The organism is Streptacidiphilus sp. MAP12-16 (genome assembly GCF_041262165.1).
Taxonomy (GTDB): Bacteria; Actinomycetota; Actinomycetes; order Streptomycetales; family Streptomycetaceae; genus Streptacidiphilus.
The window spans coordinates 80,713-100,309 of record NZ_JBGCBY010000029.1; the positions used below are offsets into that span (position 1 = coordinate 80,713).

The window sequence follows — 19,597 nt, forward strand, 5'->3', positions numbered from 1 at the left end:
CGTGATCTCCCAGGAAGGGCACATGTACGACGCGGAGAGCGACGTGGATACGGCCGGTCATGAGGGGCGCAGACTGTGGCCCGTGCGCCGGCACAACGTCCTGCTGACTCTGTGGGCCGCGCTGTGGTTCGCCGTCGTCTCGCCGCACGGCGGGGTGTCCTGGCACTACGTCCGGACCGGGGAGCAGTTGCTGTTCGGGGGCGTACCGGGCGGAGGGCTGGCCCTGTACGCCAACCATCCGGAACTGCAGATGGGCCCGGTCAGCTTCCTGACCGCCGGGCTCTTCGCCCCTTTCCCCCCGGCGGTCGGGGAGGTCCTCGCCGAGGCGCTGATGTCCGCCCTCGGCCTCTACATGCTGGTCCTGGTCGGCCGGACCGCCGCCGACCACATGCTCGGCAGCGGAACCAACCACCGCCGGCTGCAGCAGCGGGTGCTGATCGCCGGACTTGCGTTCGTCCCCATGTGGACCGAGGTCGCCGTGCGCTTCGGGCACCTGGACGACGTGCTCGCGCTGTTCTTCACCACTCTGGCGGTACGAGCCCTGGTCCGGCACCATCCGATCGCCACCGCCCTACTGCTGGCGCTGGCCGTCGACTCCAAGCCCTGGGCCGTCAACTTCCTCCCGCTGCTGCTGGTTCTGCCCAGGGCCTCCTGGCGCCCCGCGCTGCTCAGCCTGCTGGCCGTGGTCGGCGCCGCCTGGCTCCCCTTCTACCTCGGGGATCTGGGCTCCTTCGCCGCCGCCCGCTTCACGATCCCCAACCAGCCTGCCTCCGCGCTGCGCTGGTTCGGCGTACAGGCTGCCACCACCCCCTGGTGGGACCGCCCCGCCCAGACCGGGCTCGGCCTCGCCCTCGGCACCCTGGCGGTATGGCGCGGACGCTGGCCCGCCGTGGTCCTGCTGGGAGCCGACGCGCGGATCCTGCTCGACCCCAGCGTCTACACCTACTACACCGCGGCCATCCTGCTCGGCACCCTGCTCTGGGACACCCTAGGCCAGCGCCGGCTGGTCCCCTGGTGGAGCTGGACCGCACTGACCTGCCTGTACGGCACCGCGCTGCTGGTCCACTCCCCCTCCACGCAGGGCCTGGTCCGTCTCGGCTTCGTCGCCGTGTCCGCGGCCTTCGTACTGCTCTCGCCCAACCGCCCGGCGCGCCGCCGCACCCATACGGCGGCGCGCCGCCAGCGCAGGCGACACGCCCTGGCGACGCCGGGCGGCTAACGACCGCGCGCACGACCCCCATCGCTCGCCAGGTCGTTATCGAGAACCCCGCCGGATCAGCCGCCGCGCAGCGTGCGGTAGAAGGTCTGGACGTCGCCGACGGTATTCATGGTCGCGAACTCCTGGAACCCGTAGCCGGGTTCGAGTCCCGCCTCGTCATCGATCCAGGTCGCGAGCGCGACCTTGGCCAGCGAGTCGAGGCCCAGGTCCTCGACCAGCCGTGCCTCGGGCACGATCACGGCGGCGTCCACCCGGATCGGGACCACCTCCGCGATCAGGGCGACGACCCGCAGGCCTGGATCGTCGGTCTCCGGTCTCCATATGGGCGTCCACGTGCTCATCAAGACACACCTCTCCCCCGAGTGAGGTCCTGAGTCGAACCTCCACTGTCGACCCTAGAAGCACCGCGTCTATTGGGCGTCTACGGAACGTCCCGCCGTGGAACCGGTCCTGCGTTCGAGAACAATCCGCGCGTCCAAAGCGTCTTTGAGAGTGGACAGTTGACACCGTCGGCCCGCTTCCGGCCCGACGCGAGACACCTGAAATCCGGGGGAAAAATGATATTTCGGATCTTGGGACGTTTGGAGATTCGCACCGCCGACGATCACGTGCTGGACATTACGCAGCCGCAACAGCGTGCCCTGCTCAGCATCCTGCTACTGAACGCCAACCACCCCGTCGCCACGTACCGGCTCGCCGACCTGCTGTGGGGCGCGGGCCATCCCTCCTCCGCCGGCGGAATGGTGCGCACCTACGTCTGGAGAATGCGGCGTCTGCTCGACGACCGGAGCCGGCTGCGCACCCATCCCGGTGGTTACGCCCTCCATGTCGAACCGGGCGAGCTCGACCTGCACGACTTCGGCCGCCTCGCCGATCACGGCGAACAACTGCTCGACCAGGACCCGCAGACCGCATCGCTGCTGCTCGGGCAGGCGCTGGACCTGTGGCCGGACCCGGTCCTGGGCGACCTCCCGCCCACTGCGGCGATGGAGGCGGAGACCATCCATCTCGTGGACCGCCGGCGCCTCGCCGAACGCTCGCTGGTACGGGCCGAGTTGGCTGTCGGCCGGCACCACGGGATCGTGCCCCGGCTGCGGGCGATGGCCGCGAACGATCCGCTGGACGAGCACATCTGGGCCCAGCTGATGCTCGCGCTGTACCGCTGCGGGCGCCGGGCGGAGGCGCTGAGCACGTACACCCGGGCCCGCCAGCTGCTCGCCGAAGAGTGCGGCGTCGACCCCGGCGCCGAACTGCGCGGCCTGCACCGCCGAATCCTGGCCGAGGACCGCACCCTGGACCACCCTGCCGCCGTCCAGTCCGCGCAGCCGCCGCCCATGGAGCCGCTCCCCAGTCCCTCGACAATCTGTTGACGCGCGGCGCCAGCGATCTCAGCTTGTCGCAGGCGGCGGCAGTCCGAGTTGGCTGCGGATCGTGGTGACGGCCTGCTCGACCGGGGCGTTGGCGGCCGACAGGCGCTGCTCGTACTGCTGGAGCCGGTGTGGCGACGTCGAGGCGGTGGCCGCCTCGGTGGTCAGCTTCGCGCGCGACTCGTTGACCGCGACGAGCGTACGGGCCACCGCGTCGGTCGGGGCGGGGAGCGCGAGGGCGGCCAGGCGCTGGTCGAACAGATGCTCCGTGGCGGCGGCGTCGCGCAGGTCGGCCCGCGCCGCCGCGAGATTCGCGGCATCGGGGCCGCCGAGCCGGTCGAAGTCGATCTCCAGCCGGCTGTTCCCCTCGCGGGCGATCGCTAGGTACGCGGCAGCCCCCGGATGTCCGGCCGCGCTCTGCGGATGCCCGATCGCGGTCCCCGGATGCCCGCCCGCGCACCCGGCTACCAGCAGCACGCTCCCGGCCAGGACGCCGACGGCGGCACCCTCGGCACGACGCCGGACGTCAGTACCCGTAACCGCCTCCGGTCTTGCTCGGCGTGGGGGTCGCTGGAGGTGCGGGGGCCATCGTGGTGATCGCGTTACCGCTCGGGCTGACGACGTACCACGTGCCGCCGAACGCCGTGACGCCCTGACCGTTGGTGTCCCCGGCCTTGGAGTCCTGCACGAAGTAGTACAGCGGGTGGCCCTTGTAGGTGACCTGGGTCGTGTGGTCCGCCCTGGTGCTCGTCGCGACCAGGGACGAGGTGACTCCGGATGCGTTCGGCTGCCCGGTGGTGGTGTCCGGCGGCCACGCCTTCGCGCACGTTCCGTTGCAGTTCGAGGTGGAGCCGGTGTCGGCCTGGAACAGGTACAGGGTCCGACCGGAACCGTCGACGAGGATCTGCCCCTCGGCCGAGCTGTGCGCCTGCAGCGTGGCGGCGACACCGGTGCCTGCTGGGGCGCTGCTCGGCGGCGCGCTGCTCGGTGCGCTGCTCGTCGACGGCGCTGCGGACGTCGCGGAGGGCGACGGCGAGGACGTCGCGTTGGTTGTGGAACTCCCACAGGCGGCGGCCAGCACCGCAACGGCGGCCGCCCCCAGGGCTACTGCGATGACGCGTGGCATGACGGACTTCTTCCGCTGGAATCGCCGCTGCGCCCGATGCGAGCGGCCGGTCCACCGGCCCGCGCGAGGCGGGTCCGCACTTCCAAGTACGCCTGCGGGCCGACCCCGGTTCACCTGTGCCCCCGGTCCCGCTGCCGGTTCCGCGCGGACCCCCCTACACCCGCCGGACCTGCGCGAATTGAACCTCAGGTGGCCGGCGCGCGTATTCCAGACGCAGCACGACAACCGAGTCCGTGCCAGGAGCAGGGATGGGGTGACCACACGATGGAGTGTCGTGAGAGCGTCGCCCTGGGCGGTTACCTGCTCGGTGCCCTCGACCCGGCCGAGCGTGCTGCGGTCGAGCAGCACCTGACCGGCTGCACCCTGTGCCGCGCCGAGCTGCTCCGGATGGCACCACTGCCCGGCCTCCTGCGGCACACGCCGTTCGAGGAGTTGCCGGAGACGACCGCCGGTACCGCGTCCCCAGCGCACGCGGGGCCGGCCACAGGACCGGCCGAGGCCGCCGTGGAAGCGCCCGGCGGCCTCGACCGGGCCGAGCAGGACGACGGCGACCGGACCGAGCAGGACGACAGCCGACGCCACGGTCCGCGCAGTCCCCGCGTCCGGCGGGACCTGATCGCGTCCGCGCTGGCGGTCGCCGCCCTCGGTACGGCCATCGGCATCTACATGGGGACCTCGGTACCGGCGGACGACCACGCCCGCCCCGTGGTCACCCTGTCCGCGACCGACGCGTCCACGCACGTGTCGACGACCGCGACCCTCACGCCGGAGCCCTCGGGAACGGAGGTACGGCTCACCCTGACCGGCCTGCCCTCGGGGATCACCTGCCATCTGCTGGTGCACGCGCGCGACGGCCGCACCGAGACGGCCGCCGGCTGGGCCTCCGGCTACTCCCGCAGCACCAGCATCCCGGCCTCCACCTCGATCAGCCCGCAGGACATCACCAGGATGGACGTCGTCAGCGACTCCGGACAGCTCCTGGTGGAGATCCCTCATCCCTGAGCCGGCTCAGGCGAGCTGGTTGACAAGTGCCGTGAAGGCGGCAGGCAGTCGGGCCGCTGCGGGGACGATGCGCGGCGCGAGCAGCGGGCGGGCGCGGGCCCACAGCAGCGAGTCGGTGAGCAGGCGGTGCCGTCGCGAGACCCGGCGCCACGCGGGCTCGTACGCGTCCGGGGTGTCCGTCCGCACGCAGCGCACCAGCTCGGCGGCGCCGGCGAGGGCCAGCGAGACCCCCTCGCCGGTCAGGGCGTCGATGTAGCCGGCGGCGTCGCCGACCAGCAGCACCCGCCCCGACACGCGTGAGCGGACCCGCTGGCGCAGCGGTCCGGCTCCCCGCACCGTGGTGACCGCAACCGGCGGCAGGCGGCCGGCCAGGGCCGGGAACCGCGCCAGATGGACGTCGAAGGGGCCGCGCTCCGAAGTCAGCACCGCGACGCCGACCAGCTCGGGGCCGAGCGGGGTGACGTACGCCTCCGCGCGCGGCGACCAGTGGACCTCGACGCAGTCGGTCCAGGGCCGGACCGCGAAGTGACACCGGAGGCCGTATCGCGACGGCCGCAGGTCGGCGCGATCCAGGCCGAGTCGACGCCTGATCGGCGAGTGCAGCCCGTCCGCCGCAGCCAGGTAGCGGGCGGTGATCCCTCCGGTGGCCCCCGCCGCCGTGACGCGGTCGCCGTCCTGCCGGACCGCGTCCACACGCAGCGGAAGCACCGGCACGCCGAGTTCGGCGGCGCGCCGTGCCAGAGCGGCGTGCAGTTCGGTACGCCGCACTCCGCTGCCCGGATCGCCCCGGAACAGCGCCTCGGCGCGATGCCGGTCGTCCAGGTAGCGGATGCCCCGGATGGGCCGCCCGGCGAGCGTGACGCCCAGGTCGGCCAGCGCCTTCACGGCGCCGGGCATGAGCCCCTCCCCGCACGCCTTGTCGATCGGGCCGGGACGCGGTTCGGCGACCACCACGTCGAGCCCGGCGCGTGCGGCGTGGATGGCGGTGGCGAGCCCGGCAGGACCGCCGCCGACGACCAGCAGGTCGATCACGGCTTGCCGGTCACGGGTGCGCCGGTGCGGCGCCGGCGAGTGCGGCGTTCTCGCAGCGCACGCGGGTCAGCAGGAGGGGCAGGTTGAGCAGCGTGAAGCAGGTGGCGGTGACCCAGTTCGTGTGCACCAGCGGCAGGGCGACCCCCTCGACGATCACCGCCAGGTAGTTGGGGTGGTTCAGCCACCGGTACGGTCCGCCGGTGACCAGCGGCAGTCCGGGCACCACGATGACCCGGGTGTTCCAGCGCGGTCCGAGGGTGGTGATGCACCACCAGCGCAGCGCCTGCGCCGCCAGGGCGAGGGCCAGCATGGGCCAGCCCAGCGCGGGCAGGAACGGACGGTGGGCCGACCAGGTCTCCAGCAGGCAGCCCGCGAGCAGTGCGGTGTGGAGGACGACCATCACCGGGTAGTGGCCGCTTCCGTGCTCCACCCCCGAGTGGCGGCGACTCCAGTCCGCATTGCGGCGGGCGGTGACGAGTTCGGCGAGGCGTTCGACGGCGACCAGGAGGACCAGGACGGTGTAGGGAATCATGTCGCGGCTACCAGCGGAGCAGGACGAGTTCGGTGCAGAAGCCCGGACCCATGGCGAGAAGGAGTCCGGCCGTGCCGGGCAGGGGCGGACGCAGGGCCAGGGTGTCCCTGAGCACGTGCAGTACGGACGCCGAGGAGAGGTTGCCGACCTCGGCCAGCGAGCGCCAGGTCAGTTCCAGCGCGCGGGAGGGCAGGTCCAGCGTGTCGCGAACGGCGTCCAGGACCTTGGGGCCGCCCGGATGGCAGACCCAGGCTGTCACGTCCTGGGTCTTGAGGTCATGGTCGTCGAGGAAGCAGCGGACGTCGTCGCCCAGTTGACGGCGGACCAGGTCGGGCAGGTCGGCGCCGAGCACGATCCGGAAGCCGTTGTCACCGATGTCCCAGCCCAGCATGCGCTCGGTGCCGGGATACAGGTGGCTGCGGGTCGCCACCACGGTGGGCGCGGGCTGCCCCTGACCGTTGCCGTCCGCGTGGCGGTCGCGGTCCCGGCCGACCGCCAGCAGCGCGGCGGCACCGTCCCCGAACAGCGCACCCGCCACCAGGTTCTGCGCCGACACGTCGGCCCGTTGCAGGGTCAGCGAGCAGAGCTCGACCGACAGCAGCAGCGCGACCTGGTCGGGTCGGCCGTGGAGGTAGTCGTGGAGCCGGGCGATCCCGGCGGCGCCGGCCACACAGCCGAGCCCAAAGATCGGTACGCGTTTCACATCGGGCCGCAGCCCCAGCCGTCCGGCCAGCCGGGCTTCCAGCGACGGCGCGGCGATGCCGGTCACCGACGTGGAGATGACCATGTCGATGTCCTGGGCGCACAGTCCGGCCTGCCGCAGCGCCCCTTTCACCGCCTGCTCGCCGAGCCGCGAACCGACGCCGATGAAGGCGTCGTTGGCCTCGCCGAAGCCGCTCAACGACGCGTAGCGCTCCAGCGGCAGCGCCAGATGGCGGGTGCGGACCGTGGCGGTCGAGTGCAGGCGTTCCAGCACCCCGCGGTCGCTCCCCGGCGGCAGGCACATGGCGGCGAACGCCTCGGTGATCTCTGACTGCTCGTACCGGTGCTCGGGAAGCACCCCATGGACGGCGACAATTCGCGTCATCTCCCCATGCTAGGGGGAATCTGACTAAATATCATGAACCAGGCATCAGTGGCATTTCCTCGGCCGGGTTTCGACCTAGCATCGTGCTGTGCAGAGCAAAGCGACCCCCGACACGCCCGCAGCAACGCCCACGATCGGCGGTGCGGACGGCGGCATCGCGCTCGCTCTGCTACGGGCGGCCCACCCCGCCCCGACGGTGGCGGTCACCGCCCTGATCACCGCCCTGGCGGCGGCCTCGGGTCGCGATCCACGCGGCTGCCTCCTGGTCGCCTTGGCCGTGCTCACCGGGCAGCTCTCGGTCGGCTGGAGCAACGACCGTATCGACGTCGAACGCGACACGGCGGCGCACCGCCGCGACAAGCCGCTCGTCACCGGCGCGGTGCCGACCCGCACGGTGGCCGTCGCGGCCGGCTGCGCGGTGATCCTGTGCGTCCCGCTGTCGCTGGCCAGCGGGCTCCTCGCCGGCGCCGCGCACCTGATCGGGGTCGCCGCGGCCTGGTGCTACAACCTCGGGGTCAAGCGCACGCTGCTCTCCTGGCTCCCCTACGCCGTCGCCTTCGGCCTGCTGCCCGCCTTTGTCACGCTCGGGCTCCCCGGCCATCCCTGGCCACCGGTCTGGCTGGTGAGCGCCGGTGCCCTGCTCGGCGTGGGCGCGCACCTCACCAACGTCCTCCCGGACATCGACGCCGATCTGGCCGCCGGCGTCCGCGGCCTGCCCCAGCGCCTGGGGCGACGCGGCGCCCGCGCTCTGGCGGCCCTGGTGCTGCCCGCAGCCTCCGTCGTCCTGGTCCTCGGCCCGGCCGGAGCGCCGGGCGTCACCGGGTGGGCCGGGCTCGGTATGACGGCGGCACTGGGCATCGCCACCGTCCTGCCGCTCGGCAGCGACCCCGCCAGCCGCGCTCCGTTCCTGGCCACCATGGGACTGGTCGGCATCGACGTCGCCCTGCTCCTGCTGCGCGGCACCACCCTGGCCTGACGCCCCCGCGCGGGCCCAGCGGACCAAGCGGACCTGCGGGTCAGCGTCCGCGCGGGAGGGTGGTCTCGCCGACGTTCGCGTCGAGCCAGGCGCCCAGCGGCCGGGTCGCGCGCAGGAAGTCGACGACGCGCTTCTTCGCGGCGGCCGTCCCCAGCCACGGTTGGACCGGCCACTGTCGCCACGCCGTCAGGTCCTTGTTGCGCAGCAGGTCGACGCGCGGGTGCTCCTTGGGATACCCGCGGGGTGCGCTCTTGAGGCTCTCGCGGGCACCGACCTCGATCCCGTGGCCCGCCACCCCGGCGATCACGCGGCGGAGCTCCTCCCCGGTGCCGTCCTCCGCGACGGCCCGCCGGTAGCGCTCCAGCTGGTCCCCCGCCATCATGTGGTAGCCGCTGCCGGCCGCCAGTCCCCGCGCCGAGAGCTGCACGTACCCGCCGCCGGCCAGCACCGCGCCGATCGCGGTCTTGTAGGGGGACTTGTCAGCGCTGAAGCGGATGTCCCGGTTCGGGCGGAAGATCTTGCCCTCGCCGAACTCGCCCTCGAGCTCCTCCAGCAGCGCCACCATCGGTGCGTGCACGTCGGCGTCGTAGGCGGCCTTGTGCGCCGCCCAGTAGACCTTGGAGTTGTCGTCCTCCAGGCCCTCGTAGAACTCCAGTGCCTCAGCAGGCCAGCCCTTGAAGGTCACGTGCACGAGCCTAGGGCCTGCCGGCCGGAATTCGCGGCTGTGGGCACCAGCGGCTCCGCCGCGTGGCGCGGCGCTCGCCGTCCGGCGTGGTGCCTGCCGTCCGGCGTGGTGCCTGCCGTCCGGCGTGGTGCCTCGCAAACCTTCGGCCGCGAGCTGCCCCCATCGCGGCGAGGTGCCGCCACGCGGCGCAGCCGCCCCGCGGACCACGCTCACACGCGCAACCTCCGGCGTGGTGCCCCACAAACGTTCGGCCCGGAGCTGCCCCCCATCGCGGCGAGCTGCCGCCACGCGGCGTAGCCCCAGCGCGGACCACGCTCACATGCGCAGCCGGATGACCTCAAAACCGGACGCGTACCGCACGCCGAGCCGGGTGCCGGCCATCCTGGCGACGGACTCCAGGAACTCGTCCGGGTTCCCCATGTCCCCGCCCAGGCCCGCCAGATAGGCCTCGTGCGCCTTCAGCGAATCCAGGCCCTGAGCGAAGTGGTCGGTGATGTCGACCGCGTGCCGGCCGTCCGGCGAGCCCGCTGCCAGGATCTGGCCCACTCCGTTCCACGGTTCGAGACCCTCCGCCAGCAGCTCGCGGAACACCCAGCGGTTCCCGGCGTCGCGAACGGCGTCCAGGGTCGCGCGGCCGACCGCGATGTGGTCGGCCTGGTTCGGGAACGTGCCGCCGTAGGTCTCGCGGAAGTTGGTGGTGATCACGACGTCGGGCCGGTGCCGGCGTACCGCTCGGGCGATGTCGCGGCGCAGCGCGAGTCCGTACTCGACCACGCCGTCAGGGTGGCCGAGGAACTCGACGTTGTCGACGCCGACGACCGCCGCCGAGGCGATCTGCTCGGCCTCGCGGAGCGGACGGCACTCGGCCGGGTCGATGGAATCGATGCCGGCCTCGCCGCTGGTGACCATCACGTAGACGACGGACTTGCCCTGGGAGGTCCATCGCGCCACCGCGGCCGCGGCCCCGTACTCCATGTCGTCAGGATGGGCGACGATCGCCAGCGCCGTCCGCCAGTCCTCGTCGATCGGCTCGTACGGTTCCGGCGCCTGCTCGGTCATGGTTCCGTCCTTCCGGTGCGTCCTCACCCTCCGGCCTGCCTGACGACTCTAGGACGGTCGGACCGGCGACGGGCGGCGTTCGCTGCCGTGTCGCACGAACGCCACGTGTGGGAAGTCCTTGACCGCGCCGACCCGGGTGCGAAGAGTGGACGGGTGATCCTGAATCCCGCGACTGCCGAGCCGCCACGCCGCCGCACCCGCCTGGCCGTCGCGGTGGCCCTCACCGCGGTCGCCCTCGCCGCGTCGGCGGCCGGATGCAGCCAGTCCGGCACCGGGTCGACCGCCCCCCACCCGGGCACGTCCGCCACCACCGCCGTGGCCAAAGGCGTCCAGGTGCCCCGACCCGACCACGTCGTGGTGGTGGTCGAGGAGAACCACTCGTACAGCCAGATCATCGGCGACTCCACGAACGCGCCCTACCTCAACACCCTCGCGCAGCAGGGCGCGCTGTTCACCCACTCCTTCGCGATCACCCATCCGAGCGAACCCAACTACCTTGCGCTGTTCTCCGGCTCGACCCAGGGCGTGACCGACGACTCCTGCCCGCACACCTTCTCCGGACCCGACCTCGGCTCCGAACTCACCACTGCGGGCCTGGGCTTCGCCGGCTACTCCGAGAGCATGCCCAGCGCCGGCTTCACCGGCTGCGACAGCGGCTCCTACGCCCGCAAGCACAACCCGTGGGTGAACTTCAGCGATGTGCCGAGCGCGGCGAACCAGCCCTGGACGGCGTTCCCGCACGACTACTCGCAGCTGCCGACGCTGTCCTTCGTCATCCCCAACCTCGACGACGACATGCACGACGGCTCGGTCCGGCAGGGCGACGACTGGCTGAAGCAGAGCCTGGGCGCGTACGCGACCTGGGCCCGGACCCACAACAGTCTGCTGGTGGTCACCTGGGACGAGGACGACGAGAGCCACTCCAACCAGATCCCCACGATCCTCGTCGGCCAGCCGGTCCGCCCCGGCAGCTACGCCGAGACCCTCGACCACTACCGGCTGCTGCGCACCCTGGAGGACGCCTACGGCCTCCCGCACGCCGGTGACAGCTCCGCCGTGACGCCCGTCCTGGATGCCTGGCAGCGCTAGCCGACCGGTCCCGTCCGGCTCGCGGGCCTGGTTCCGATGACGACGGTGGCGTCCAACTCGTCGGAGCCGGCGACCCGCGGTATCAGCCCTTCTCGGGCGACGACGTCGACCGCCTGGGGTATCTGACGCTCGCTCGCCTCGAACAGCAGGTGGCCGCCCGGTGCCAGCCAGCTGGGCGCTTCGGCCGTCACCCGGCGCAGGACGTCGAGTCCGTCCGCGCCGCCGTCGAGCGCCACCCGCGCCTCGTGGATCCGGGCCTCGGCGGGCAGCAGCGCGATCTCCCGGGTGGGTACGTACGGCACGTTGGCGAGCAGGATGTCGACCCGGCCGCGCAGCGTGGCGGGCAGCGGCTCGAAGAGGTCGCCTTCGAACACCTGGCCGTCGCTGCCGATGTTCCGCCGAGCGCAGCGCACCGCGGCCGGGTCGATGTCGGCGGCGTACAGCTCGACCTGGTGGTCCAGGGCCGCGCCGAGCGCGGCGCCCAGCGCGCCCGAGCCGCAGCAGAGGTCGACGACGACAGCCCGTGGTCCGGCGAGGGCGGCAGCCTCGGTGACGAGGAACTCGGTGCGGCGACGGGGTACGAACACCTCGGGGTCCACGGCGATCCGCAGACCGCAGAACTCAGCCCAGCCGATGACGTGTTCCAGCGGCTGGCCGACGACTCGTCGGTCCACCATCGCGGCGAGGTCGTCCGGGGTGCGTGCGGTGGAGATGAGCAGTTCCGCCTCGTCCTCGGCGAAGACGCAGCCGGCGGCGCGGAGCCTGGAGACGATGGCGGAGTACGGGGCAAGTGACGGTGAAGCCGACATGGGAGCCTTTCGGGATGCCTGAGGGCGCTCCCGCGGTCACCTAGGTCGTACGGACCGCACGGCAGTGCGAGGGGAGCACCCAGCCTGATACAGCGTTGATGGGTCCCACCTCCTCTGTTGATCACTGCTGAAGTCGAGAACACTCTAACAGCAGACACGAACCGGTCGACTGCGCCCACGACCTATCGCTCCCCCGGTCGCTAGGCCGCCCGGCGGTGCTGTGCTCGCCCCCGTCGCCGTGCGAACCGGGGGACGTGGATCCACCCTGGGACGGCCTGCTGCTCCTCGTCGGCCGGGCCCTGCTCGCCGTGCATGATCTCGACCCGGCCGAGGTTGCAGGACGCCGGGGACGACCGGTCGGAGGCCGGCCGATGCGTCTCGTGCGCTTGGAGGGCCATGCTCACCAGGGTGATCAGGAGATCGGCGTCGGTGTCGCAGTCCAGGTGCACGGTCGCCCACTCGGAGCCGGGATGGAGCCGGACGGCGGTGGAGTGGTCCAGCTCTCCGTGCAGTCGCTCGATGGCGTGGCTGGTGAGGTGGAGGTCGGCGTCGCGCCCCGTATGGAAGTGCACGATCTCGTTGGCACCGGCGCGCAGGGCGTCGCCGGTGCCACAGCTCGCTGGGGCGCTGGTGAGGTCGGGCCATGTCTCCAGTTGTTCCATGGCGCGACGGGCGGCCGTCATGCGGCCATCTTGGCCCTGTGGTCGCCCGACGGCTACCCCATGTACCGGAGGACCGCCCGGATCGCCCCGGATCGCCCTACGAGAGAGTGACGGCCGACGTGGGAGTGGGCGGGAGCCCCGTCCACAGCAGGGGCTCCCGCGGTGCCGGGGGACTGTGCGACAGCCCCCGGCGAGCGCCGACATCCAGACCCATCAGCGACAGCGCTGTCCACCAGTGAGCACTACCCGGAGTCCGGCGGGAACAGGGACGGGGCCGAACGGCCGCAGAAGATCCCCCGACTGTGTTCGTCAGTGCACGGGCGCCGGGCAGGTCGCTGTCTGCGTCTTCAGGTTCCAGCACATCTTGGCGTCGGTGAAACCACCGAAGCCGTTGGCCGTGTAGTAGTCGATCTCGATGGCGGAGTAGTGGAACGAGACCGACTCCTGAGGGGCACTCGTGGCCCCGGAGAACTGGTCCGCGGAGACGGTGACCCCGCCCAGGGTCAGCGTCATGGTCGGCTGGGTTTGGCCGGCGGCAGTCAGTACCAGCGCGACTCCCTTGGCCAGCGTTGCCTGGGTGGCCACCCGCTGGTGCAGGAAGACGGTGACAGGGTCGACGAGCCGAGTGATCGTCAGATCCGCGAAGGTGCTCTTCCCGCCCACTCCGGCCGCGCCCCCGCTGTAGCTCAGCACCGTGCTGACATCGTGTCCGGGGCCGTCGGGGAGCAGCAGGGTCGGCGCGAGTGCGGTGCCGGCGGCCGCGGCCCGCGCGGCGGCCGGGGACTTCGCCGACACGGCCGGCGTTCCGCTGGCCGAGGCCGTCGCCAGGGTGGCTCCGGTCAGCACGGCGGCGACCGCGAGGGCGAGCGCCCCGCGCTTCATCAGTGGGCTCATGAGTGGCTTTGATCCTTCTCTGGGACGTTCGGGCAGTACGTCCCGCAGTCAACCAGGTACTCGGACCAGAAGACCCGATGATCCAACAAGTCGCCCACGCAGCAACGAAATTGGCGTCGCCGCCCGTTCGGTCGGCAGGCGGGGCCGATTGCCGCCGCACGAGCATTGACCGGGACACTCCATATAGTTTAGTTTCCTTACTTAATCAGACCCTCCCCTCTCCTGCCCCGCTCCACTCCCCCGCCAGATCCAAGGAGCGCACATGGCACATCGAAGAAGGTTCTTGACGACCGCGGCGGTCGCACTCGGCCTCGCGGGCCTGTACACGTTTCCCAACGGAGCCTCCGCCGTCCCCGCGCAACCTCAAGCCCGCGCCGCGGCGGCCACGGCCCGCGCCGCGTCGTTCACCGACCCGGCGACCGGCTCGACCGCCGTGTCCAACCTCGGTGCCGGCAACGGCTGGAAGGTGGTGACCAGCGCGACGGCGACGCAGACCGGCGCGCAGATATCCGCGCCCGGCTTCTCCACCTCCGGCTGGCTCACCGTGGCCAACGACGGCGGCGGCGCTCCCGGAACCGAGATCAACGCCCTGCTGCAGAACGGCACCTGCCCGAACGTCTTCGTCTCCACGAACATGAAGAGCTGCTTCGGGCAGATGACGAAGGTCGGCGCCGACACCATCGCGCAGTTCTCCGTGCCGTGGTGGTACCGCACCGACTTCACCGCTCCGCCGGCCGGACAGGACGCAAAGCTGGTCCTCAACGGCGTGGTCGGCTCGGCGGACGTCTGGGTCAACGGCAGCCAGGTGGCGAGCTCGTCCACCATCACCGGGGACTACGCCCGCAACGCCTTCGACATCACCAAGCTGCTGGTGCAGGGAACCAACTCGGTCGCGATCGAGATGCACCCCAACAATCCGAGCACCATGCTCACCCTCGACAACGTGGACTGGAGCCAGATCCCGCCGGACAACAACACCGGCATCCAGTTCCCGGTGCAGCTGCAGGCCGGCGGCCCGCTGCTGGTCGGCAACGCGCACGTGGTGCAGAACACCGCGGCGAACCTCAGCAGTTCCGCGCTGACCGTGAAGACCGACGTCGCCAACACCTCCTCAAGCGCCCAGACCGGCAGCGTCTCCGCCACGGTCACCCCGCCGGGCGGCGGGACGCCGATCACCGTCAGCCAGAACGTGACCGTGGCCGCCGGTGTCACGCAGACGGTGACCTTCGCGCCCTCGGCCTATCCGGGCCTGACCGTGGCCGGCCCGCAGATCTGGTGGCCGTACCAGCTCGGCGCGCAGCCGCTCTACACACTGGCCACCTCCGTGTCGCAGAACAACACCGTGCTCGACTCGACCAGCGGCACCTTCGGCATCCGCACCGTCACCTCCTACCTGACCGGTGCCTCCACCGCCGCGCCCAGCGGCGTCCGCGCCTTCAAAATCGACAACGTCCCGCTGGTGGTCCGCGGCGGCGGTTGGGACCCGGACCTGTTCCTGCGCTACGACCCTTCGGACACCGCGAAGCAGATCGGCCTGATGAAGGCGATGGGCGTCAACACCGTTCGCCTCGAAGGCCATCTGATGCCGCCGGACTGGTACCAGCAGATGGACGCGGCCGGAATCCTGGTCAACGCCGGCTACCAGTGCTGCGACTTCTGGGAGGCCACCAGTTACACCAGCGCGCAGCAGGCCGACTACCAGCTGACGGCGCAGTCCGTCGGGCAGATCCTGCGCAACCACCCCTCCGTGTTCAGCTTCCAGTGGAGTGACAACGCGCCGACCGCCACCCAGGAGTCCCTGGCCCTTGCCGGATTCGCGGCGGCCGACTACGCCGGTCCCTTCATCTCCTCGGCCGAGTACAACAGCAGCCCGCAGCTGGGCGCTTCGGGCGAGAAGGAGGGTCCGTACGACTGGGTGCCGCCGAACTACTGGTACGACACCAGCCACTACAGCAGTGGTGACTCGACGCTGACCAACGCGGGCGGCTCCTGGGGCTTCGACAGCGAGCAGAGTTCCGGCAACACCGTGCCGACCCTCGACTCGATCAACCGGTTCCTGTCCGCCTCGGACCAGTCCGCCCTGTGGAAGACACCGGGCGCCAACCAGTTCCACAACAACTACGAAGGGACCAAGCACACCGGCTACCACTTCGGCACGCTCTACAACCTGGACACCGCCATCACCGACCGCTACGGCGCCTGGTCCAGCCTGAGCCAGTACGTCGAGGAGGCGCAGGTCCAGAACTACGAGGACACCCGGGCCCAGTTCGAGGCCTTCGTCGACCACTCGACCAACGCCTCGGCGCCGTCGACCGGCACGATCTACTGGCAGATGAACAAGGGCTGGCCGACCCTGCTGTGGTCGCTCTACAACAACGACGGCGACCAGGCCGGTGCCTACTTCGGCGCACAGAAGGCGAACCGCCCGCTGCACGCGCTGTACGCGCTGGACAACGGAACGGTGACCGTCGACAACCTGGGCGGCGCGAGCCAGTCCGGAGTCACCGTCGAGTCCAAGGTCTACAGCACGGCCGGCGCCCTGCTCGACGACCGGACCTCGGCCGGCCTCACCCTCGCCTCCCAGCAGGTGGCCAACGCGGTGCTGAAGCCGACCACGCCGACCGCGTCGGGCACGGTCTACTTCGTGGAACTGCTGCTGCGTCAGAACGGCACTCTGGTGGACCGCAACGTCTACTGGCAGTCCACCACGGCGGACGTCACCAACTGGACCAAGACCATCGGCAACCCGCAGGGGACGATGACGCAGTACGCGAACCTCAAGGCCCTGCAGAGCCTGCCGCAGGCCGGCATCACGGCGACCGCGACGACAAGCAGCCAGGCCGGCCCCGGCGGCTCCGACAAGCTGGTCACCGTCACCGTCACCAACAACTCGACCCAGCCGACCGTCGGCTTCTTCCTGCGGGCCGACATCCGCCGGGGCACCGCGTCCGGCACCGAGCTGGCCGGCGACAACGAGCTGCAGTCCTCGATCTGGAGCAACAACGACGTCACCCTGTGGCCGGGCGAGTCGGAGACGCTCACCGCGACCTACAGCTCGGCGGACCTGCAGGGAGCCACGCCGGTGGTCAGCGTCTCCGGCTGGAACGTGCCCAAAACCGACATAGTAGCGGGGTGATCATGCGACTGCGACGCGCACTTCTCGCGCTGCTGACCGCAGTGGGTCTGGTCTGCGCGGGCGCCTCCCTCGGCGCCGGCCAGGCCGCCGCGGCGGCCGCCTTCCCCAACACTGTGGTGCCCGCTCCGGTCAGCGAGACGGCGAACGGCAGCACCTTCGCGCTGACCTCCACGGCGACCCTCAGCTCCGACGACGCCAATGTCGGCGGCTACCTGGCGGGCGTCCTGCGCGCCTCGACGGGATTCCCGCTGCCGCTCACGGTGGGCTCGTCCCGGCCCGGCAGCATCGCACTGGAGCTCTCCGGCGCCCCGAGCACGGTCGGAACCGAGGGCTACCAGCTGACCGCGACCGCGACCGGCGTGGTGGTCCAGGCCAACCAACCGGCCGGCCTGTTCCACGGAGTGCAGACACTGCTCCAGCTGCTGCCTCCGGCGGTGATGGGCTCCACCGTCAACCCGGGCCCGTGGACCGTGCCCGGCGGAACGGTCGTCGACTACCCGCGCTTTGAGCACCGCGGCGCGATGCTCGACGTGGCCCGGCACTTCTTCACCGTGGCGCAGGTGGAGCGCTACATCGACGAGTTGGCCCTCTACAAGATCGACTACCTGCATCTGCACCTGTCCGACGACCAGGGCTGGCGGATCGCCGTCAACAGCTGGCCGAACCTGGCCGTCCACGGCGGCAGCACCGAGGTCGGCGGCGGCCCCGGCGGCTACTACACCCAGGCCGACTACTCGGCGATCGTCGCCTACGCGGCGTCCCGCTACCTGACGGTCGTCCCGGAGATCGACATGCCGGGGCACACCAACGCGGCGCTGGCCTCGTACGCGCAGCTCAACTGCAACGGGGTCGCACCGCCGCTCTACACCGGCACCAACGTCGGCTTCAGCTCGCTGTGCGTCTCGCTGCCCCTGACGTACACCTTCATCGACCAGGTCATCGGCGAACTGGCCGCGCTGACCCCCGGCCCCTACATCCACATCGGCGGTGACGAGGCCAGCTCGACCCCAGCCTCCGACTACGCCACCTTCATCAGCCACGCCCAGCAGATCGTCGCCGCCCACGGCAAGGCGGTCGTCGGCTGGCACGACATCGCCAACACCACGCTGCTGCCGTCCACCGTCGCCCAGTACTGGGGCACGACCGCGACCGACGCCGCGGTGGCGAGCGCGGCGGCCAACGGCACGAAGGTCGTCATGTCGCCGGCGAACCTGGCGTACCTCGACATGAAGTACACCCGCAAGACCAGGCTCGGGCAGAACTGGGCCGGCTACATCGACGTCAACAAGGCGTACGGCTGGAATCCCGGCTCCTACCTGAGCGGCGTCGGCGAGTCCTCGGTGCTCGGCGTCGAGGCCCCGCTGTGGACCGAGACGATCGTCACCTCGGCCGACATCGACTACATGGCCTTCCCCCGCCTGCCGGCCATCGCCGAGCTCGGCTGGTCACCATGGAGCACGCACAGCGTCACCGGCTTCCACCAGCGACTCGGCGCGCAGGGGCCGCGCTGGAAGACCATGGGCGTCAGCTACTACCACTCGACGGAGGTGACCTGGCCGAGCGGATCCTGACCCGCGACGGCCGCATGGCCGCGACGCCCCAACGCGTCGCGGCCATGGCCCTTTTGGGCCCACTGCGGTCAGCCGCAGGTGTGCATCCAGCCGTTCGGGTCGGCCAGTTCCCCGTGGTGCAGGTCGACCAGGGCCTGCCGGAGGCTACGGGTGACCGGGCCAGGGGTGCCGTCGCCGATGGTCCAGTCGCCGTCGCGGTCGCGGACCTGGCCCACCGGGGTGACCACCGCCGCGGTGCCGCAGGCGAAGACCTCGGTGATGCTGCCGCTCAGGCACTCCGCGCGCCACTGGTCGAGCGAGATGCGCTCCTCCTTGGCGGTATGGCCCAGTCGTTCGGCGAGGGCGAGCACGGTGCGGCGGGTGACGCCCGGCAACAGGGTGCCGGTCAGCTGCGGGGTGATCACCTCCGCGTCCTGGCCCGAGCCCCGGACCAGGAACATGTTCATGCCTCCCATCTCCTCGATGTAGCGGCGCTCGTGGGCGTCCAACCAGACGGCCTGCCGGCAGCCCGCGGCCTCGGCCGCCTGCTGGGCCAGGAAGGAAGGCGCGTAGTTGCCGGCGATCTTGACGTCGCCGGTGCCGCCGGGGAAGGCGCGGACGTAGTCGTGGCTGACCCAGACCGCGACAGATTCGATGTCCTCGCCGAAGAAGCCGCCGGCCACGAAGGCCATCAGCAGGAAGCGGTAGGTTCGCGAGGGGCGCAGCATCAACGAGGTGTCCGTCGCAAAGATGATCGGCCGGATGTAGATGCTGTGCGACGGGTCGGTGGACAGTGCCCCCTCGTCCGCGACGATCAGTTGCTCGATCGCGCCGACGAACAGATCCTCGGGGAGTTCCGGGATGGCCAGCCGGGCACAGGAGCGCCGAAAGCGGGCCGCGTGGTCGTACGGGCGGAAGACGCCCATCGAGCCGTCGGTGCGGCGGTGGGCCTTGAGGCCCTCGAAGGCGACCTGTCCGTAGTGCAGGCCGATCATGCCGGGGTGGATCGTGAGGTCGGCCAGCGGCATCAGCGCCAGGCTGGTCCAGCCGGTCTCCTCGGTCCACTCCGCGCTCACCATGTGAGCGGTGAAGGACTCGCCGTGGCCGGGGTTGAGCACGACCTGGCTGGGTTCCGCGAAGGTGGTCATGACGGGGATCTCCTCTGGGGTGTGGGTGCGGGGCAGGACGGGCGGCAGGACGGGCCCTAAGACCGACCGGCACATGGGGGGTGGGTGAAGGAGCGGGTCGAGGGAGGGGGCACCCCCGGACGAAGTTTGGGGGAGAGTCTGGGCGGGGCGGAGGAAGGAGCCATTGCGGAGCACTGGCGACTGACGACAACCCGGCCAGGCGAGAGCCTCCCCCACCCTTCGGG

Annotated in this window: 19 protein-coding genes; 7 read left to right on the top strand and 12 right to left on the bottom strand. The window is 71.2% G+C overall.

Annotated elements, in window-relative coordinates; genetic code table 11:
- The first annotated feature begins 1 nt into the window (after nucleotide 1).
- Nucleotides 2–1,219: a hypothetical protein gene (locus tag ABIA33_RS30470; protein ID WP_370085904.1), complete on the top strand. Its 1,218-nt coding sequence runs from the start codon at nucleotides 2–4 to the stop codon at nucleotides 1,217–1,219.
- 56 nt (nucleotides 1,220–1,275) lie between these two features.
- Here the strand turns inward: ABIA33_RS30470 and ABIA33_RS30475 are convergent, their stop codons facing one another.
- Nucleotides 1,276–1,560 carry a hypothetical protein gene (locus ABIA33_RS30475; RefSeq protein WP_370085905.1) on the bottom strand — a complete coding sequence of 95 codons (285 nt, stop codon included), beginning with the start codon at nucleotides 1,558–1,560 and terminating at the stop codon, nucleotides 1,276–1,278.
- 240 nt (nucleotides 1,561–1,800) lie between these two features.
- On the opposite strand from ABIA33_RS30475, the gene ABIA33_RS30480 reads away from it, so the two are divergent.
- Nucleotides 1,801–2,589, top strand: coding sequence for a BTAD domain-containing putative transcriptional regulator (locus ABIA33_RS30480; protein WP_370085906.1), 789 nt, complete (start codon nucleotides 1,801–1,803; stop codon nucleotides 2,587–2,589).
- Nucleotides 2,590–2,607: 18 nt separating this feature from the next.
- On the opposite strand, the gene ABIA33_RS30485 is transcribed toward ABIA33_RS30480, so the two are convergent.
- Nucleotides 2,608–3,063 (bottom strand): hypothetical protein, encoded by a 456-nt coding sequence (locus ABIA33_RS30485; RefSeq protein ID WP_370085907.1) that lies wholly within the window; start codon nucleotides 3,061–3,063, stop codon nucleotides 2,608–2,610.
- Nucleotides 3,064–3,112: 49 nt separating this feature from the next.
- On the bottom strand, nucleotides 3,113–3,712 hold the full coding sequence (locus tag ABIA33_RS30490; protein WP_370085908.1) for a hypothetical protein: 600 nt from the start codon (nucleotides 3,710–3,712) through the stop codon (nucleotides 3,113–3,115).
- 264 nt (nucleotides 3,713–3,976) lie between these two features.
- Between ABIA33_RS30490 and ABIA33_RS30495 the strand changes: the two genes are divergently transcribed.
- Nucleotides 3,977–4,714, top strand: coding sequence for a zf-HC2 domain-containing protein (locus tag ABIA33_RS30495; protein ID WP_370085909.1), 738 nt, complete (start codon nucleotides 3,977–3,979; stop codon nucleotides 4,712–4,714).
- A 6-nt stretch (nucleotides 4,715–4,720) separates the two neighbouring features.
- Here the strand turns inward: ABIA33_RS30495 and ABIA33_RS30500 are convergent, their stop codons facing one another.
- The 3 genes from ABIA33_RS30500 to ABIA33_RS30510 are packed head-to-tail and all read right to left on the bottom strand — an operon-like array spanning nucleotide 4,721 to nucleotide 7,365.
- On the bottom strand, nucleotides 4,721–5,746 hold the full coding sequence (locus tag ABIA33_RS30500; protein WP_370085910.1) for an NAD(P)/FAD-dependent oxidoreductase: 1,026 nt from the start codon (nucleotides 5,744–5,746) through the stop codon (nucleotides 4,721–4,723).
- 10 nt (nucleotides 5,747–5,756) lie between these two features.
- A complete protein-coding gene (locus tag ABIA33_RS30505) occupies nucleotides 5,757–6,278 on the bottom strand; it encodes an isoprenylcysteine carboxyl methyltransferase family protein (RefSeq protein ID WP_370085911.1) in 522 nt (173 codons plus the stop codon).
- 7 nt (nucleotides 6,279–6,285) lie between these two features.
- Nucleotides 6,286–7,365 carry a type III polyketide synthase gene (locus ABIA33_RS30510; RefSeq protein ID WP_370085912.1) on the bottom strand — a complete coding sequence of 360 codons (1,080 nt, stop codon included), beginning with the start codon at nucleotides 7,363–7,365 and terminating at the stop codon, nucleotides 6,286–6,288.
- Between the two features lie 88 nt (nucleotides 7,366–7,453).
- Here ABIA33_RS30510 and ABIA33_RS30515 point away from each other — a divergent pair, with 88 nt between their 5' ends.
- Complete coding sequence (locus tag ABIA33_RS30515; protein WP_370085913.1) at nucleotides 7,454–8,341, top strand: UbiA family prenyltransferase; 888 nt, start codon at nucleotides 7,454–7,456, stop codon at nucleotides 8,339–8,341.
- A 40-nt stretch (nucleotides 8,342–8,381) separates the two neighbouring features.
- Here ABIA33_RS30515 and ABIA33_RS30520 read toward each other — a convergent pair whose 3' ends face one another.
- Nucleotides 8,382–9,026, bottom strand: coding sequence for a DUF2461 domain-containing protein (locus tag ABIA33_RS30520; protein ID WP_370085914.1), 645 nt, complete (start codon nucleotides 9,024–9,026; stop codon nucleotides 8,382–8,384).
- 315 nt (nucleotides 9,027–9,341) lie between these two features.
- Nucleotides 9,342–10,085, bottom strand: coding sequence for a PIG-L deacetylase family protein (locus tag ABIA33_RS30525; protein ID WP_370085915.1), 744 nt, complete (start codon nucleotides 10,083–10,085; stop codon nucleotides 9,342–9,344).
- 153 nt (nucleotides 10,086–10,238) lie between these two features.
- Between ABIA33_RS30525 and ABIA33_RS30530 the strand changes: the two genes are divergently transcribed.
- A complete protein-coding gene (locus ABIA33_RS30530) occupies nucleotides 10,239–11,174 on the top strand; it encodes an alkaline phosphatase family protein (RefSeq protein ID WP_370085916.1) in 936 nt (311 codons plus the stop codon).
- Here ABIA33_RS30530 and ABIA33_RS30535 read toward each other — a convergent pair.
- The 3 genes from ABIA33_RS30535 to ABIA33_RS30545 form a co-directional block, all read right to left on the bottom strand.
- Nucleotides 11,171–11,983: a putative protein N(5)-glutamine methyltransferase gene (locus ABIA33_RS30535; protein ID WP_370085917.1), complete on the bottom strand. Its 813-nt coding sequence runs from the start codon at nucleotides 11,981–11,983 to the stop codon at nucleotides 11,171–11,173. The two genes, ABIA33_RS30530 and ABIA33_RS30535, sit on opposite strands and share 4 nt — an antisense overlap.
- Nucleotides 11,984–12,183: 200 nt before the next feature.
- On the bottom strand, nucleotides 12,184–12,666 hold the full coding sequence (locus ABIA33_RS30540; protein ID WP_370085918.1) for a luciferase family protein: 483 nt from the start codon (nucleotides 12,664–12,666) through the stop codon (nucleotides 12,184–12,186).
- 288 nt (nucleotides 12,667–12,954) lie between these two features.
- Nucleotides 12,955–13,539, bottom strand: coding sequence for a type VI secretion system tube protein Hcp (locus tag ABIA33_RS30545; RefSeq protein ID WP_370085919.1), 585 nt, complete (start codon nucleotides 13,537–13,539; stop codon nucleotides 12,955–12,957).
- 262 nt (nucleotides 13,540–13,801) lie between these two features.
- Between ABIA33_RS30545 and ABIA33_RS30550 the strand changes: the two genes are divergently transcribed.
- Entirely contained in the window at nucleotides 13,802–16,675 is a 2,874-nt protein-coding gene (locus ABIA33_RS30550; RefSeq protein WP_370085920.1) for a beta-mannosidase, read from the top strand.
- A 2-nt stretch (nucleotides 16,676–16,677) separates the two neighbouring features.
- A complete protein-coding gene (locus ABIA33_RS30555) occupies nucleotides 16,678–18,246 on the top strand; it encodes a beta-N-acetylhexosaminidase (protein ID WP_370085938.1) in 1,569 nt (522 codons plus the stop codon).
- Between the two features lie 68 nt (nucleotides 18,247–18,314).
- Here ABIA33_RS30555 and ABIA33_RS30560 read toward each other — a convergent pair whose 3' ends face one another.
- Nucleotides 18,315–19,373 (bottom strand): branched-chain amino acid aminotransferase, encoded by a 1,059-nt coding sequence (locus ABIA33_RS30560; protein ID WP_370085921.1) that lies wholly within the window; start codon nucleotides 19,371–19,373, stop codon nucleotides 18,315–18,317.
- Between the last annotated feature and the right edge of the window lie 224 nt (nucleotides 19,374–19,597).